This is a genomic window from Streptomyces shenzhenensis (genome assembly GCF_003688995.1).
Classification (GTDB): domain Bacteria; phylum Actinomycetota; class Actinomycetes; order Streptomycetales; family Streptomycetaceae; genus Streptomyces; species Streptomyces shenzhenensis_A.
This window is the reverse complement of sequence record NZ_PENI01000003.1, coordinates 24,337-38,962: the sequence shown is the minus strand read 5'-3', so window position 1 is coordinate 38,962 and position 14,626 is coordinate 24,337. Positions and strand designations below refer to the sequence as shown.

The window sequence follows — 14,626 nt, the reverse complement described above, 5'->3', positions numbered from 1 at the left end:
TGGACATACGTGCACGCATATGACGTTCCTTCCCGCCTCCCGTCCTTCGCCTCCGTGCCCTCCGCCAGGACCGGTCAGGACTCCCCCGGCAGCGCCTCGGCCACGCCCATCTACGACTCGATCTACGCGGAGTGGCTCAAGGCCTTCCGGGCGCTGCCGGGCGACCGCACCGGCGAGGAGGAGCTGAAGTTCATCGCCTTCGGGCTCGCCCCGCACAGCACCGGCGCGCACGAGACGGGTACGTACGGCACGGGGTCGTACGGCTCGCACGCGTACACCGCCTACAGCGCCGGGGCCTACAGCGCCCGCCACGGCAGCGGGCAGCAGCAGGCGCAGTGGCAGCGGGTCGGATCGGTGGGGCGGCACGAGAACGGAATGCACCAGGTGCGGGCCGCGCTGCCACCCGGGCCGCGCCGGGGAGCATGACCGCCGGGACAGCGAGGGGCGGCCCCCACAGGGGCCGCCCCTTCGTCTGCTGCGTCCGCGGGTTCCTCGGGTGCGGACGTCTTCGGGCTACTTCTTCTTCGCGCCGCGCTTCTCGCGCACCCGCACCGAGATATGGATCGGCGTCCCATCGAAGCCGAACTCCTCGCGCAGCCGACGCTCGATGAAGCGCCGGTAGCCCGCCTCGATGAAGCCGGACGCGAACAGCACGAACCGCGGGGGCTTGGTGCCGGCCTGGGTACCGAACAGGATGCGCGGCTGCTTGCCGCCCCGGACCGGGTGCGGGTGGGCCGCGACCAGCTCACCGAGGAACGCGTTGAGGCGGCCGGTCGGCACGCGCGTCTCCCAGCCCGCAAGGGCCGTCTCGATCGCCGGCACCAGCTTCTCCATGTGCCGGCCGGTGCGCGCCGAGACATTGACCCGGGGCGCCCAGGCGACCTGGCCCAGCTCGGTCTCGATCTCCCGCTCCAGGTAGTAGCGGCGCTCCTCGTCGAGCGTGTCCCACTTGTTGTAGGCGATGACCATCGCCCGGCCCGCCTCGACGGCCATCGTGACGATCCGCTGGTCCTGCACGGAGATGTTCTCGGTCGCGTCGATCAGGACGACGGCGACCTCCGCCTTCTCCACCGCCGCCGCGGTGCGCAGCGAGGCGTAGTAGTCGGCGCCCTGCTGGAGGTGGACGCGCTTGCGGATGCCGGCGGTGTCGACGAACTTCCATGTGGTGCCGCCGAGTTCGATCAGCTCGTCGACCGGGTCGCGGGTGGTGCCGGCGATCTCGTTGACGACGACGCGCTCCTCGCCTGCCACCTTGTTCAGCAGGGACGACTTGCCGACATTGGGGCGGCCGATCAGCGCGATGCGGCGCGGGCCGCCGAGCGCGCCGCCGAAGGACTGCTCGGGCGCGTCCGGCAGTGCCTCCAGGACGGCATCCAGCATGTCGCCGGTGCCGCGGCCGTGCAGGGCGGAGACGGGGTGCGGCTCGCCGAGACCGAGCGACCACAGATAGGTGGCGTCCGCCTCGCCGCTCGGGCCGTCGACCTTGTTGGCGCACAGCACGACCGGCTTGCCGGCCTTGCGCAGCAGCCGTACGACCGCCTCGTCGGTGTCGGTCGCGCCGACCTTGACGTCGACGACGAAGACGACCGCGTCGGCCGCCTCGATCGCGTACTCGGCCTGCGCGGCGACGGAGGCGTCGATGCCGAGGACGTCCTGCTCCCAGCCGCCGGTGTCGACGACCTTGAAGCGGCGGCCCGCCCATTCGGCCTCGTAGGTGACCCGGTCGCGGGTCACGCCTGGCTTGTCCTCGACGACCGCCTCACGGCGGCCGATGATCCGGTTCACCAGGGTCGACTTGCCGACATTGGGGCGGCCGACGACGGCGAGCACGGGCAGCGGACCGTGACCCGCGGCCTCGATGGCGCCCTCGACGTCCGCGACGTCGAAGCCCTCCTCAGCGGCGAGGTCCATGAACTCCGCGTACTCGGCGTCGCCGAGCGCCCCGTGCTCGTACTCGTGCTCGGCCGAGCCGTCGGGCTGGATCTGGTCGTTCATGAAGTCCGTACCTCGTTCATCGTGGTGATCGGTGGATCTCCGTGCTCACGGAGATCCACTACTCAAAGTGTCGCCCGGCGGCCGGTGAAGTGCCTGGCGCTCTCCAGATGCGCGCTGAGCTGCTTCTGGATGCGCTCGGTGGCCTCGTCGAGCGCCTTGCGGGTCCGCCGCCCGCTGCCGTCACCGGCCTGGAAGGGGTCGCCGAAGACGACGTCGACGCGGGAGCGCAGCGGGGGCAGCGCGGTTATCAACCGTCCCCGGCGGTCGGTGCTTCCCAGCACGGCGACCGGCACGATCGGCGCCCCGCTGCGGACGGCGAAGTAGGCGAGCCCGGCGCGCAGCGAGGCGAAGTCGCCCTCGCCCCGGGTGCCCTCCGGGAAGATGCCCAGCACGCCGCCGTCCGCCAGCACACCGAGCGCCCGGGTGATCGCCGTCCGGTCGGCGGTGGCCCGGTCCACCTCCAGCTGGCCGATGCCGGTCAGGAAGTTGCCGAGCGGGCCGATGAACGCTTCCTTCTTGATCAGGAAGTGCGTCGGCCGGGGCGCCACGCCCATGACCATCGGCCCGTCGATGTTGTGGGAGTGGTTGACGGCGAGGATCACCGGACCGCTCACGGGCACCTTCCAGGCGCCCAGCACCCGCGGCCGCCACAGCCCGTGCATGAGCCCGACGCCGATGCGCCGGCCGACCTCGGCGCCCCGGGCGGAGGGCGCCCCGCTCGCTGGAGCTGCGGTCACTTCCCGGCCTGCTTCTCCTGGACGAGTGTGACGACGCACTCGATGACCTGCGCCAGCGTGAGCTCCGTGGTGTCCACCTCGACCGCGTCGGCCGCCTTGGCGAGCGGCGAGGCGGTGCGGCTGGAGTCGGCCGCGTCCCGCTTCAGCAGCGCCTCGCGGGTCGAGTGCACGTCCGAACCCTTCAGCTCGCCGCTGCGCCGGGCGGCCCGCGCCTCAGGGGAGGCGGTGAGGAACACCTTCAGGTCGGCGTCGGGCAGCACGGTCGTACCGATGTCGCGGCCCTCGACGACGATGCCGCGCTCCGCCGAGCCGGCCAGCGCGCGCTGCAGCTCGGTGATCCGGGTGCGCACCTCCTGGACCGCGCTGACGGCGCTGACCTTGGCGGTGACCTCCTGGGTGCGGATCGGCCCGGCCACGTCCATGCCGTCCACGGTGATCGTGGGGTTGCCGGGGTCGGTGCCGGAGACGATCTCCGGCTTGCCGGCCACGGCGGCGATCGCCGAGGGGTCCTCCAGGTCGATGCCGTTGCTCACCATCCACCAGGTGATGGCCCGGTACTGGGCCCCGGTGTCCAGGTAGCTCAGAGCGAGCTGGGCGGCCACGGCCTTCGAGGTGCTCGACTTGCCCGTGCCGGAGGGGCCGTCGATCGCGACGACTACGGGCGGAGCGCTTTCCACGGTGAGGACGCCTTCCTGGTCCGGGGTGCGGGGCGTGAGACCGCCCTGGACAAGGTTACTGGGTGAATGTCACTCGTCCGGCCGCCTACTGCCGGATCGCCCAGCCCCGCTCCCGCAGGGCGGCCGCCAGCACGGGCGCCGCCTTCGGCTCCACCATCAGCTGCACCAGACCCGCCTGCTGACCGGTCGCGTGTTCGATCCGTACGTCCTCGATGTTGACGCCCGCCCGGCCCGCGTCGGCGAAGATGCGGGCCAGCTGGCCCGGCTGGTCGTCGATGAGCACGGCGACCGTCTCGTACAGGCGCGGAGCGCTGCCGTGCTTGCCGGGCACCCGGACCTGGCCGGCGTTGCCGCGCCGCAGCATCTTCTCGACGCCGGCGGTGCCCTGCTGCCGCTTGGTCTCGTCGGAGGACTGCAGGGCGCGCAGGGCGCGCACCGTCTCGTCGAGGTCGGCGGAGACGTCGGCGAGCAGATCGGCGACCGGCCCCGGGTTCGCGGACAGGATGTCGATCCACATCCCGGGGTCGGAGGCGGCGATCCGGGTCACGTCCCGGATGCCCTGTCCGGACAGCCGTACGGCGGCCTCCTCGGCGTGCTCCAGGCGGGCAGCCACCATGCTGGAGATCAGATGGGGCATGTGGGAGACCAGGGCGACGGCCTGGTCGTGGGCGTCGGCGTCCATGACGACCGGCACCGCGCGGCAGTGCGAGACCAGTTCCAGGGCGAGGTTCAGCACCTCGGTGTCGGTGTCCCGGGTGGGGGTCAGCACCCAGGGGCGGCCCTCGAACAGATCGCCGCTCGCCGCCAGCGGGCCTGACTGCTCCCGGCCCGACATGGGGTGCGTGCCGATGTACCGGGACAGGGCGGCGTCGTCGAGGCCCAACGCCTCCAGCTCACGGCGCGGGCCGCCCTTGACGCTGGCCACGTCGAGGTAGCCACGGGCGGCGCCGCGGCGCATGGCGTCCGCGAGAACGGCGGCCACATGGGCCGGCGGTGCGGCGACGATCGCCAGGTCGACGGGGCCGTCCGGGGCCTCGTCGGTGCCGGCGCCGAGCGCGGCGGCCGTGCGCGCCTGCCCGGGGTCGTGGTCCACCAGGTGGACGACGACGCCGCGCTGGGTCAGGGCCAGCGCGGCGGAGGTGCCGATGAGCCCGGTGCCGATGACGAGTGCGGTCCTCACTGGGCGATGTCCTTGCGCAGGGCGGCGGCGGCACCGAGGTAGACATGGGCGAGGCCGGCCCGGGGCCGCTCGGTCTCGATGTGCGCGAGGACGCGGACCACCCGGGGCATGGCGCCCTCGATGTCCAGCTCCTGGGCGCAGATCAGCGGTACGTCGGCGATGCCCAGCTTGCGGGCGGCGGCGGCCGGGAAGTCGCTGTGCAGGTCGGGGGTGGCCGTGAACCAGATGCTGATCAGGTCGTCGGCGGTCAGCCCGTTCCGCTCCAGGAGGGCGGTGAGCAGGGACCCCACCTGCTCGTCCATGTGGCCGGCCTCGTCCCGTTCCAGCTGGACGGCCCCCCGGACCGCTCGTACCGCCACGGCGCTGCTCCTTGCTCGGATGAGTGATGTATCGGCTCTTTGACCGTCCAGCCTAGTCAGCCGCCGTCCGCCGGGTGCGCGCCGCTCGCCCGCTGAGACGAGCTGTCCCTATCGGGTGAGGGAAATGCGCCCTTTAGCGCGCTTCATCATGAATTGCCGCTTCGGGGGTGCCTTCGATGCCAAGATGCTCCTGCTCCGCTCGGAGCGACTCCCCCACGACCCGGCTGCGGCCCGGTCCTCCCGCACGTTCGGAGTGACGACATGACGCACGACTCGACGCGGCGCACGGTTCTGGCTACGGGCGCGGCGGCGATCGCCGCGACCGCGGCCGGCTGCGGCGGCGAGGGCGGATCGTCCTCGGCCACGAGCCCCACCACGGCCGGCGCGCCCTCCACCACGGCCGCCCCCACCGGCACCGGCAGCCCCACGAGCAGTCCCACGTCCGCGGGCGCCGCGGGCCAGGAGCTGGCGCGCACCGGCGACATCCCGGTCGGCGGCGGCAAGGTCTTCGCCCAGCAGAAGATCGTGGTCACCCAGCCGGCGCAGAGCGACTTCAAGGCCTTCTCGGCGATCTGCACCCACCGCGGCTGCACGGTCGACAAGGTGGCCGACGGCACCATCGACTGCCCCTGTCACGGCAGCAGGTTCCACATCGCCGACGGCTCGGTGGCCCACGGCCCGGCGACCCGGCCGCTGCCCGCCGAGAGCATCACGGTGGAGGGAAATTCGATCCGCCTGGCGTGACCGGACGCGTACCCTCCCGGGCATGCAGCCCCTGGACCTGGTACGCGACCACACGATCTACGCCTGTGTGATGGGCTCCCGTGCCTTCGGCCTCGCGACCGACGCCAGTGACACCGACCGGCGCGGTGTGTTCCTGGCGCCCACTCCCCTGTTCTGGCGGTTCGAGAAGCCGCCGACGCATGTGGCGGGCCCGGCGCCCGAGCAGTTCAGCTGGGAGCTGGAGCGCTTCTGCGGGCTGGCGCTGCGCGCGAACCCGAACGTCCTGGAGTGCCTGCACTCGCCGCTGGTGGCGCATCTGGACGACACGGGCCGCGAACTGCTGGCGCTGCGCGGGGCGTTCCTCTCCCGCCAGGTGTACGACTCGTTCACGCGGTACGCCCTGAGCCAGCGCAGGAAGCTCGAAGCCGACCTGCGCGGGCGCGGCGCACCGCGCTGGAAGCACGCGATGCATCTGCTGCGCCTGCTCACGACCGCCCGCGATCTGCTGCGCACGGGCGTGCTGACGGTCGAGGTCGGCGACCGGCGGGATGCCCTGCTGGCGGTGCGGCGCGGCGAGGTCCCGTGGCCGGAGGTCGAGGCCCGGATGACCCGCCTGGCCGCGGAGACCGAACGGGCCGCACTCGGCACCCCGCTCCCCGCAGAACCGGACCACCGCCGCGTGGCGGACTTCCTGTCCCGGACCCGCCGCACCTCAGCCCTGCACGCGAGTCCGCCGGTCACGGGCTAATCGTCCCAGAGCGCGCCCAGTGTGAGGAGGTCTGTCCGGTACTCGATGCGGTCCGTCCATTCCGGCGGCCAGGCGTCCGTGCCGAGCCAGGCGCCCGCGAAGGCCCCGGTGAGGCAGGCGATGGAGTCGGAGTCACCGCTGGAGCAGGCGGCGCGGCGCAGGGCGGTGACCGGCTCCTCGGGGAAGAGCAGGAAGCACAGCAGGCCGGTCGCCAGGGCCTCCTCGGCGATCCAGCCCGCCCCGGTGGCCAGGCACGGGTCGGTCTCCGGCGCGGGCGTGCGCAGGGCGTCCTCGATGCGGTCAAGGATCGCCAGGCACTCGTCCCAGCCGCGCGCGACGAACTGCTCGGGCGTGGCGTCCTGCGCGCGGGTCCACAGGTCGCCGAGCCAGGCGTGGTGGTAGCGGGTGCGGTTGTCGCGGGCGTACGCGCGCAGCAGGCCGACCAGTCCGGCGGGCTCGGCGCCCTGGGCGAGCAGCCGTACGGCGCGAGCGGTGAGGTCGGAGGCGGCCAGTGCCGTGGGGTGGCCATGGGTGAGCGCGGACTGCAACTGGGCGGCGCCCGCCCGCTGTTCGTCGCTCAGCCCGGGGGCGAGCCCGACGGGCGCCACCCGCATGTTGGCGCCGCACCCCTTGGAGCCGAGCTGGCTGGCCTCCTGCCAGCCGCGCCCCTCCTCCTTCAGCAGGCTGCACGCGGTCAGACAGGTACGGCCCGGGGCCCGGTTGTTCTCCGGCGACTGGTACCAGTCGACGAACTCCTCGCGCAGCGGCCGCTCCAGGCGCTTCGGCCCGAGCACCCCGCGGTCCATGGCCGTGCGCAGCCCCCGCCCCAGGGCCAGCGTCATCTGTGTGTCGTCCGAGACGAAGGCCCGGTGCGGCAGCTCCATCTCCCGCCAGGGACCGCACTTGGCGAGGATCGACGGGACGTCGTCGAACTCGGTGGGGAAGCCGAGCGCGTCCCCGAGGGCGAGGCCCAGCAGGGATCCGGTGGCGGCGCGCTTGGAGACGGTGCCGGTCATGCGGAACGTCCTTCCCTGGACGGTCGGAGCAGGGGCGGGTGCAGGGTGGTGGCGCCGCCCGCGCGGTAGAGGGCGGCCGGCTTGCCGCGGCCGCCGGTCAGCCGGGCGGCTCCGGCGGCCGGTTCGACGAAGCCGGGCGTGGCGAGCACCTTGCGGCGGAAGTTGGCGCGGTCGAGCGTGCTGCCCCAGACCGCCTCGTAGACCTGTTGCAGCTCGCCGAGCGTGAAGGCGGCCGGGCAGAAGGCGGTGGCGGCACAGGTGTGTTCGAGCTGGGCGCCGACCCTCTCGCGGGCGTCGGCCAGGATCAGGCCGTGGTCGAAGGCGAGCGGCGGGGCCGCGTCGTACGGCAGCCAGCGGGCCTGGGCGGCGTCGCCACCACCGCGGGGTTCGGGGGCGTCGGGCAGCAGCGCGGTGAAGGCGACCGAGACGACCCGCATCCGCGGGTCGCGGCCGGGCTCGCTGTAGGTGCGCAACTGCCCCAGGTGCAGCCCGGTGACGTCGCCGAGCCCGGTCTCCTCGGCCAGTTCGCGCCGGGCGGCGGTCTCCGCCGACTCGTCGGGCAGCAGAAAGCCGCCGGGCAGTGCCCAGCGGCCGGCGTACGGCTGCTGCCCGCGCTCGACGAGCAGTACGTGCAGGGCGCCCTCGCGGACGGTGAGGACCGCCAGGTCGACGGTGACGGCGAAGAGTTCGTACGCGTGCTTGTCGTAGCCCTGCACCGACACCCCCTCCTTTTAATAGTCACCACGACTATAAAGAGGGGGTTGCCCGGTGCACAAGCCGTCAGGCCCTCAGAGCTCGACTTCCTTCATCAGCATCCCGACCTCGGTGTTCGACAGACGGCGCAGCCAGCCCGACTTCTGGTCGCCGAGGGTGATGGGGCCGAAGGCGGTGCGCACCAGCTTCTCCACCGGGAAGCCGGCCTCGGCGAGCATGCGGCGCACGATGTGCTTGCGGCCCTCGTGCAGGGTCACCTCGACCAGGTAGTTCTTGCCGGTCTGCTCGACCACCCGGAAGTGGTCCGCGCGCGCGTACCCGTCCTCCAGCTGGATGCCGTCCTTGAGGCGCTTGCCCAGGTCCCGCGGGATCGGGCCGACGATCGCGGCGAGGTAGGTCTTCTTCACGCCGTACCTGGGGTGGGTCAGCCGGTGCGCCAGCTCGCCGTGGTTGGTGAGCAGGATGACGCCCTCGGTCTCGGTGTCGAGCCGGCCGACGTGGAAGAGCCTGGTCTCCCGGTTGGTGACGTAGTCGCCGAGGCACTGGCGGCCGTCGGGGTCCTCCATGGTGGACACGACGCCGGCCGGCTTGTTGAGCGAGAAGAACTGGTACGACTGCGTGGCGACGGTCAGCCCGTCGACCTTGACCTCGTCCTTCTCCGGGTCGACGCGCTTGCCCTGCTCGGTGACGATCTCCCCGTTGACCTCGACGCGGGCCTGGTCGATCAGCTCCTCGCAGGCCCGGCGGGAGCCGTAGCCCGCGCGCGCGAGCACCTTCTGCAGCCGCTCGCCCTCCTGCTCGGCGCCCGGGAAGGTCTTGGGCGGCTTGACGTCCTTCTTGTCGGCATACCGCTCGCGGTTGCGCTCCTCGGCGCGTACCTCGTACTCGCGGGAACGTCCCGGGTCGGTACGCCCGTCGCGCTGCTGGGACTGCCTGGGCCCGCCCTTGGCGCCACCGCGCGCGGCACCGCCGCGTCCGGACCGGGGGCCGTCCTTCGTCGCGCCGGGGCCGACGTCGTAGCGGCGCTCCTCGGGGCGGGGCTTGCGGGGACGGCCCTGCCCCTGCCGCTCGTCCCTGTTGTTGCCGGCACCGCGGTGGTTGCCGCGCCCGCCGTTCCTGCCGCTGCCGCTGCTTCGCATCAAAATTCCGTCTTAGTCGTCTGCGTCCTGACCGCCGGGCGCATCGGGTGCGTCCGGGTCGAACGACGGCACGCCCTCCTGGGTCTCGGCCTCGATCGCCTCCGCCTCCGGGAGGAAGGGCGCGAGCTCCGGGAGCTCGTCCAGACCGCGCAGGCCCATCCGCTCCAGGAAGTAGTTCGTCGTCCCGTACAGGATCGCACCTGTTTCGGGTTCCGTGCCCGCCTCCTCGACCAGACCGCGTTGCAGGAGGGTGCGCATGACACCGTCGCAGTTGACACCGCGTACGGCCGAGACGCGGCTACGGCTGACCGGCTGGCGGTAGGCGACCACGGCCAGGGTCTCCAGCGCGGCCTGGGTGAGCCGGGCCTGCTGGCCGTCCAGGACGAAGCCCTCGACGGCGGCCGCGTACGCGGGGCGGGTGTAGAAGCGCCAGCCACCGGCGACGAGCCGCAGTTCGAAGCCGCGGCCCTGCATGGTGTACTCGTCGGCCAGCGCGCGCAGCGCGTCCCCGATCTGCCGCTTGGGCCGCTGCAGGATCTTGGCGAGGTGCTCCTCGGTCGCCGGCTCGTCCACGACCATGAGCACCGCCTCAAGGGCGGGCCGGAGATCGAGGTCCGCGACGGTGGGCGCGCCCGCCGGGAGCCCGCTGGTGTCCTCGCTCACGCCTTCTTCTCCTCCTTGGGCTCCTCGGGCGGCCGGTCGAACTCGTCCGTCACCGTCGGTGCGTCGTCGCCGTCGCCGCCGGTCCAGCGCACGATCAGCTCGCCGAGCGCGGTCTCCTGGTCCAGGGCCACGGCCTTCTCGCGGTACAGCTCCAGCAGGGCGAGGAAGCGGGCGACCACGGTGAGCGTGTCGTCGGTGTCCTCGACGAGGGCCCGGAAGCTGGCCTCGCCCAGTTCCCTGAGCCGGGCGACCACGAGGCCCGCCTGCTCCTGCACGCTGACCAGCGGCGCGTGGATGTGGTCGACGTACACCTGGGGCTTCGGCCTGGGCTGCATCGCCTTGACCGCGAGCCGGGCGAAGCCCTCGGGGCCGATGCTGATGACGACCTCGGGCAGCAGTTCGGCGTGGTGCGGTTCGAGGCCCACGGTACGGGGGTAGCGCCGGGCCTCCTCGACGAGCCGGCGGTTGAAGATGTCGGCGATCTGTTTGTACGCGCGGTACTGGAGCAGCCGGGCGAACAGCAGGTCGCGGGCCTCCAGCAGGGCGAGGTCAGCCTCGTCCTCGATCTCGGCTGCGGGCAGCAGCCGGGCCGCCTTCAGGTCGAGCAGGGTGGCGGCCACGACCAGGAACTCGGTCGTCTGGTCCAGGTCCCAGTCCGGCCCCATCGCCCGGATGTGCGCCATGAACTCGTCGGTGACCTTGGAGAGCGCGACCTCGGTGACGTCGAGCTTGTGCTTCGAGATCAGCTGGAGCAGCAGATCGAAGGGCCCCTCGAAGTTGGCGAGCCGCACCTTGAACACACCGTCGGCGACGGCAGGCTCATCGAACTCCGGCTCGGCCACATCGGCCGGCGGCGCGACGCCCGGACCCCGGCCCAGCGCACGCCGACGGCCGACGGATGCGCCACGGGCAAAAGACTCGTTCGAGGTCATGACCCCCGCAGGCTACCTCCAAGCACCCCAGCAAACCCCACCAGCCCACCCAAAGGAACACAGACCACCGAACCACGAAGAACCCGCACCCAACCAACAACCGCCACCACCAAAAGGGGCGCGAGGAACCGCGCAACCACCCACAACGACGCCGCAGACAACCAACAACCCGTCACCACCGCCAGGGGCGCGGGGAACTGCGCAACCACCCACAACGGCACCGCACCCAACCAACAACCGCCACCACCGAAAGGGGCGCGGGGAACTGCGCAACCAGCCACAACAGCGCCGCAGACAACCAACAACCGCCACCACCACAGGGGCGCGAGGAACTGCGCGACAAGCCACAACGGCGCCGCAGACGAACAACAACCCCTCACGGCCCAAGCCAAGCGCTCAGCGCCCCCGCAACCGCCGCACCAAAATACTCGCATCCCCCCGAGACTCCAGATCAGCCAGCACCACGGCGACCGCCTCACGCACAATGCGCCCACGGTCGACAGCCAACCCGTGCTCGCCCCTCAGAACCAGGCGCGCATGCTCCAGGTCCATCAGTTCCTCGGCGGACACATACACGGTGATCTTCTCGTCGTGCCGCTCGCGCCCACTGGGCCGCCGCGCAGCGGCACGTCCACGCTTGCGCGACTGCTGACCGGCGGCGGAAGCAGCAGAGGCGGCGGAGGCGGAAGCGGCAGAAGAACCTTCCTGCACCGCCTGACGCCGCGCGGAGCGCTCCGCGGCGGTGCGGCTGCGGGACGCGCCGGCGTCGGCCGGCTCCGCCTCCGCCGCCACATGCTCCGCGCCCTCACCGTCGCCGCCCCGCACGGGCACGGACTGCGGCGCGTCGTCGGCGGCGGCCGCGTCGCTCTCCCCCGCGGGAGCCGGCACCCGGGCCTCGCCGTTGGCCTGGCGCCGAGGAGTGGACGCCTGGAGCGCCATCCCCCCTGTCGTACGGAACAGTTCGTCGGCCCCGGGCAGACTCACTCGGCGTGACACCGGGCGAGCACCTCCCTGGCGAGCTGGCGATAGGCGGCGGCACCGACGGAGTTGGAGGCGTACGTGGTGATGGGCTCACCGGCGACCGTGGTCTCCGGGAAGCGGACCGTGCGGCCGATGACCGTGTGGTAGACGTGGTCGTCGAACGCCTCGACGACACGCGCGAGCACCTCGCGGCTGTGCACCGTGCGCGAGTCGTACATCGTGGCGAGGATCCCGTCGAGCTCCAGCTCCGGGTTGAGCCGCTCCTGGACCTTCTCGATGGTCTCGGTGAGCAGCGCCACCCCGCGCAGGGCGAAGAACTCGCACTCCAGCGGCACGATGACCTTGTGTGCTGCCGTCAGGGCGTTGACGGTGAGCAGGCCGAGCGAGGGCTGGCAGTCGATCACGATGTAGTCGTAGTCGGGCAGCAGCGGCTTCAGGGCGCGCTGCAGCGTCGACTCGCGGGCGACCTCGGAGACCAGCTGGACCTCGGCGGCCGACAGGTCGATGTTGCTCGGGAGCAGGTCCATGTTGGGGACCGCGGTCTTCAGGAGGACCTCGTCCGCCGACATGCCCCGCTCCATGAGCAGGTTGTAGACGGTGAGGTCGAGCTCCATCGGGTTGACGCCGAGACCGACCGACAGCGCGCCCTGCGGGTCGAAGTCCACGAGCAGTACGCGCCGGCCGTACTCCGCGAGCGCGGCACCCAGATTGATGGTCGACGTGGTCTTGCCGACGCCGCCCTTCTGGTTGCACATCGCGATGATCTTCGCGGGTCCGTGGTCGGTCAGCGGACCCGGGATCGGGAAGTACGGCAGCGGACGCCCGGTCGGGCCGATGCGCTCGCGGCGCTGGCGGGCAGCGTCGGGCGCGAGCGTGGCCGCGTACTCGGGGTCGGGCTCGTACTCGGCGTCAGGGTCGTAGAAGTGCCCGTCGGGCAGTTCGTCGTAGTCGGCGAAGTGGTTGTGGGGCGCGCCACTTCCGTCGCCGGCCATGGCGTTCACGTGATGGCCATCCATGCTCTGGTGTGCTGGCTGAGTCACCCCAGGAATCCGGTGACTCTGGTGGGCTGCGAAGGTGCGCACGGCGACGGAGCCGACAGCCTCGAACCCCGCGGGACCCCGGCCCCGTACAGGCATTCCTGGTTGACCACCCCCGGGAGAAAATGTCGACTCATTCACAAGTCGTCTTACCTCCTTGGTGACCAGGGAACTTCTAGACAGGTCAGCGTGGCACCATGCCGACGGTTGGCGACTCTATGGCGTGTCGGCGGTCCGCAGCAACACAATCCGCCGGACCCGGCAGGATGTGTCGGCAATGAAACATCCCTCTGTCAAGGGCGTACGGCCGTCGCACAGCAGGTTTCACCCGTGTACGAATCGGTCGAAGGGTTACGTTCGAGGCGAGTTGACCGAGAGCCGCAAAGTGACCATACACACATCCGGCCGGACCTTGCGGGACAAGGTCCGGCCGAGTGCGTGCGGTTGACGCGCCGAGTTGACGTATCGCCTTTACGAAAAGGTGACTTAACCGAGCAGACTCTCCAGCGCCACGTGCTCCAGGCCGTGTGCCTCGGCGACCTCTCGGTAAACCACCTTGCCGTCATGGGTGTTGAGGCCCTTGGCCAGCGCGGGGTCCCGGCGCAGCGCCTCGGCCCAGCCGTTGTTCGCGAGCGACACGATGTACGGCAGGGTGGCGTTGGTCAGCGCGTAGGTGGAGGTGTTGGGCACCGCGCCCGGCATGTTGGCGACGCAGTAGAAGACCGAGTCGTGGACCGGGAAGGTCGGCTCGGCGTGCGTGGTCGGGCGGGAGTCCTCGAAGCAGCCGCCCTGGTCGATCGCGATGTCGACAAGGACACTTCCCGCCTTCATCCGGGAGACCAGCTCGTTGGTGACCAGCTTCGGGGCCTTGGCGCCCGGGATGAGGACGGCGCCGATCACCAGGTCGGCCTCCAGGCATGCCTTCTCCAGCTCGAAGGCGTTGGAGACGACGGTCTGGATCTTCGTCCCGAAGACCTTGTCGGCCTCCTTGAGCTTGTTGATGTCCTTGTCGAGCAGGGTCACCTGGAAGCCCATGCCGATGGCGATCTGAGCGGCGTTCCAGCCGGAGACGCCGCCGCCGATGACGACGGCCCTGGCGGCCAGCACGCCCGGCACACCGCCGGGCAGCACGCCACGGCCGCCGCTCGCGCGCATCAGGTGGTAGGCGCCGACCTGCGGGGCCAGCCGGCCCGCGACCTCGGACATCGGGGCGAGCAGCGGCAGGGCGCGGCCCGGCAGCTCGACGGTCTCGTACGCGATCGCCGTCGTGCCGGACTCCAGCAGGGCGTCGGTGCACTCCTTGGAGGCGGCCAGGTGCAGGTAGGTGAAGAGCGTCTGGTCCTTGCGGAGCCGGTGGTACTCCTCCGCGACGGGCTCCTTGACCTTCAGCAGCAGGTCGGCGGCGGCCCACACCTCGTCGGCGGTCTCCAGGATCTCGGCGCCCGCGGCGACGTACTCGTCGTCCGGGATCGAGGAGCCGACGCCGGCGGCGCGCTCGACGACGACCTGGTGACCGCCGCGTACCAGTTCGTGCACGCCGGCGGGGGTGATGGCCACCCGGAACTCGTTGTTCTTGACCTCGCGGGGGATGCCGACCTTCACGTCGATCACGGTCCTTGGCTCAGAGGATGTGGGGGCGTTGCAAGATATTCCGGGCACGCGCGGGCACACCGGGATACACCGCAGGAGAAGGTGCGGCAGAGCCAGTTTAATGAAGGTGTTCCG

16 protein-coding genes are annotated in these 14,626 nt (G+C 71.5%); 3 read left to right on the top strand and 13 right to left on the bottom strand.

Annotated elements, in window-relative coordinates:
- Positions 1 to 9 precede the first annotated feature (9 nt).
- Complete coding sequence (locus tag CTZ28_RS05690) at positions 10 to 426, top strand: hypothetical protein (protein WP_121888147.1); 417 nt, start codon at positions 10 to 12, stop codon at positions 424 to 426.
- Between the two features lie 87 nt (positions 427 to 513).
- Here the strand turns inward: CTZ28_RS05690 and der are convergent, their stop codons facing one another.
- The 5 genes from der to aroH all read right to left on the bottom strand — a co-directional run bounded on the left by der (position 514) and on the right by aroH (position 4,948).
- On the bottom strand, positions 514 to 1,995 hold the full coding sequence (gene der, locus CTZ28_RS05685) for a ribosome biogenesis GTPase Der (RefSeq protein ID WP_121888146.1): 1,482 nt from the start codon (positions 1,993 to 1,995) through the stop codon (positions 514 to 516).
- A 62-nt stretch (positions 1,996 to 2,057) separates the two neighbouring features.
- Positions 2,058 to 2,732, bottom strand: a complete 675-nt coding sequence (locus CTZ28_RS05680; RefSeq protein ID WP_121888145.1) for a lysophospholipid acyltransferase family protein — start codon at positions 2,730 to 2,732, stop codon at positions 2,058 to 2,060.
- Positions 2,729 to 3,409 carry a (d)CMP kinase gene (gene cmk / locus CTZ28_RS05675; protein WP_121888144.1) on the bottom strand — a complete coding sequence of 227 codons (681 nt, stop codon included), beginning with the start codon at positions 3,407 to 3,409 and terminating at the stop codon, positions 2,729 to 2,731. The genes CTZ28_RS05680 and cmk overlap by 4 nt, the downstream gene beginning before the upstream one ends.
- An 85-nt stretch (positions 3,410 to 3,494) precedes the next feature.
- Positions 3,495 to 4,589, bottom strand: coding sequence for a prephenate dehydrogenase (locus CTZ28_RS05670; RefSeq protein ID WP_121888143.1), 1,095 nt, complete (start codon positions 4,587 to 4,589; stop codon positions 3,495 to 3,497).
- Positions 4,586 to 4,948, bottom strand: coding sequence for a chorismate mutase (gene aroH / locus CTZ28_RS05665; RefSeq protein WP_121888142.1), 363 nt, complete (start codon positions 4,946 to 4,948; stop codon positions 4,586 to 4,588). Before aroH ends, CTZ28_RS05670 begins: the two co-directional genes overlap by 4 nt.
- Positions 4,949 to 5,209: 261 nt before the next feature.
- On the opposite strand from aroH, the gene CTZ28_RS05660 reads away from it, so the two are divergent.
- Entirely contained in the window at positions 5,210 to 5,692 is a 483-nt protein-coding gene (locus CTZ28_RS05660; protein WP_121888141.1) for a Rieske (2Fe-2S) protein, read from the top strand.
- A 22-nt stretch (positions 5,693 to 5,714) separates the two neighbouring features.
- Complete coding sequence (locus tag CTZ28_RS05655) at positions 5,715 to 6,419, top strand: nucleotidyltransferase domain-containing protein (RefSeq protein WP_121888140.1); 705 nt, start codon at positions 5,715 to 5,717, stop codon at positions 6,417 to 6,419.
- Here CTZ28_RS05655 and CTZ28_RS05650 read toward each other — a convergent pair.
- The 8 genes from CTZ28_RS05650 to ald all read right to left on the bottom strand — a co-directional run bounded on the left by CTZ28_RS05650 (position 6,416) and on the right by ald (position 14,512).
- Positions 6,416 to 7,435 carry an ADP-ribosylglycohydrolase family protein gene (locus tag CTZ28_RS05650; protein ID WP_121888139.1) on the bottom strand — a complete coding sequence of 340 codons (1,020 nt, stop codon included), beginning with the start codon at positions 7,433 to 7,435 and terminating at the stop codon, positions 6,416 to 6,418. The two genes, CTZ28_RS05655 and CTZ28_RS05650, sit on opposite strands and share 4 nt — an antisense overlap.
- Positions 7,432 to 8,151 (bottom strand): NUDIX hydrolase, encoded by a 720-nt coding sequence (locus CTZ28_RS05645; RefSeq protein ID WP_121888483.1) that lies wholly within the window; start codon positions 8,149 to 8,151, stop codon positions 7,432 to 7,434. Before CTZ28_RS05645 ends, CTZ28_RS05650 begins: the two co-directional genes overlap by 4 nt.
- A 72-nt stretch (positions 8,152 to 8,223) precedes the next feature.
- Positions 8,224 to 9,288, bottom strand: coding sequence for a pseudouridine synthase (locus CTZ28_RS05640; RefSeq protein WP_121888138.1), 1,065 nt, complete (start codon positions 9,286 to 9,288; stop codon positions 8,224 to 8,226).
- 12 nt (positions 9,289 to 9,300) lie between these two features.
- Positions 9,301 to 9,951: an SMC-Scp complex subunit ScpB gene (gene scpB / locus CTZ28_RS05635; protein WP_121888137.1), complete on the bottom strand. Its 651-nt coding sequence runs from the start codon at positions 9,949 to 9,951 to the stop codon at positions 9,301 to 9,303.
- On the bottom strand, positions 9,948 to 10,883 hold the full coding sequence (locus CTZ28_RS05630) for a segregation and condensation protein A (protein ID WP_121888136.1): 936 nt from the start codon (positions 10,881 to 10,883) through the stop codon (positions 9,948 to 9,950). The genes scpB and CTZ28_RS05630 overlap by 4 nt, the downstream gene beginning before the upstream one ends.
- Before the next feature lie 396 nt (positions 10,884 to 11,279).
- On the bottom strand, positions 11,280 to 11,879 hold the full coding sequence (locus CTZ28_RS05625) for a hypothetical protein (RefSeq protein ID WP_121888135.1): 600 nt from the start codon (positions 11,877 to 11,879) through the stop codon (positions 11,280 to 11,282).
- On the bottom strand, positions 11,864 to 13,000 hold the full coding sequence (locus CTZ28_RS05620) for a ParA family protein (RefSeq protein ID WP_121888134.1): 1,137 nt from the start codon (positions 12,998 to 13,000) through the stop codon (positions 11,864 to 11,866). Before CTZ28_RS05620 ends, CTZ28_RS05625 begins: the two co-directional genes overlap by 16 nt.
- Before the next feature lie 387 nt (positions 13,001 to 13,387).
- Positions 13,388 to 14,512: an alanine dehydrogenase gene (gene ald, locus CTZ28_RS05615; RefSeq protein WP_121888133.1), complete on the bottom strand. Its 1,125-nt coding sequence runs from the start codon at positions 14,510 to 14,512 to the stop codon at positions 13,388 to 13,390.
- Positions 14,513 to 14,626: the final 114 nt, after the last annotated feature.

Bases quoted from the DNA above. Each gene is read 5' to 3' on its own strand.
- CTZ28_RS05640 (WP_121888138.1), bottom strand. From the start codon at position 9,288: ATGCGAAGCAGCGGCAGCGGCAGGAACGGCGGGCGCGGCAACCACCGC.
- der (WP_121888146.1), bottom strand. From the start codon at position 1,995: ATGAACGACCAGATCCAGCCCGACGGCTCGGCCGAGCACGAGTACGAG.
- CTZ28_RS05650 (WP_121888139.1), bottom strand. From the start codon at position 7,435: ATGACCGGCACCGTCTCCAAGCGCGCCGCCACCGGATCCCTGCTGGGC.
- CTZ28_RS05660 (WP_121888141.1), top strand. From the start codon at position 5,210: ATGACGCACGACTCGACGCGGCGCACGGTTCTGGCTACGGGCGCGGCG.
- CTZ28_RS05620 (WP_121888134.1), bottom strand. From the start codon at position 13,000: ATGCCTGTACGGGGCCGGGGTCCCGCGGGGTTCGAGGCTGTCGGCTCC.
- CTZ28_RS05630 (WP_121888136.1), bottom strand. From the start codon at position 10,883: ATGACCTCGAACGAGTCTTTTGCCCGTGGCGCATCCGTCGGCCGTCGG.
- CTZ28_RS05655 (WP_121888140.1), top strand. From the start codon at position 5,715: ATGCAGCCCCTGGACCTGGTACGCGACCACACGATCTACGCCTGTGTG.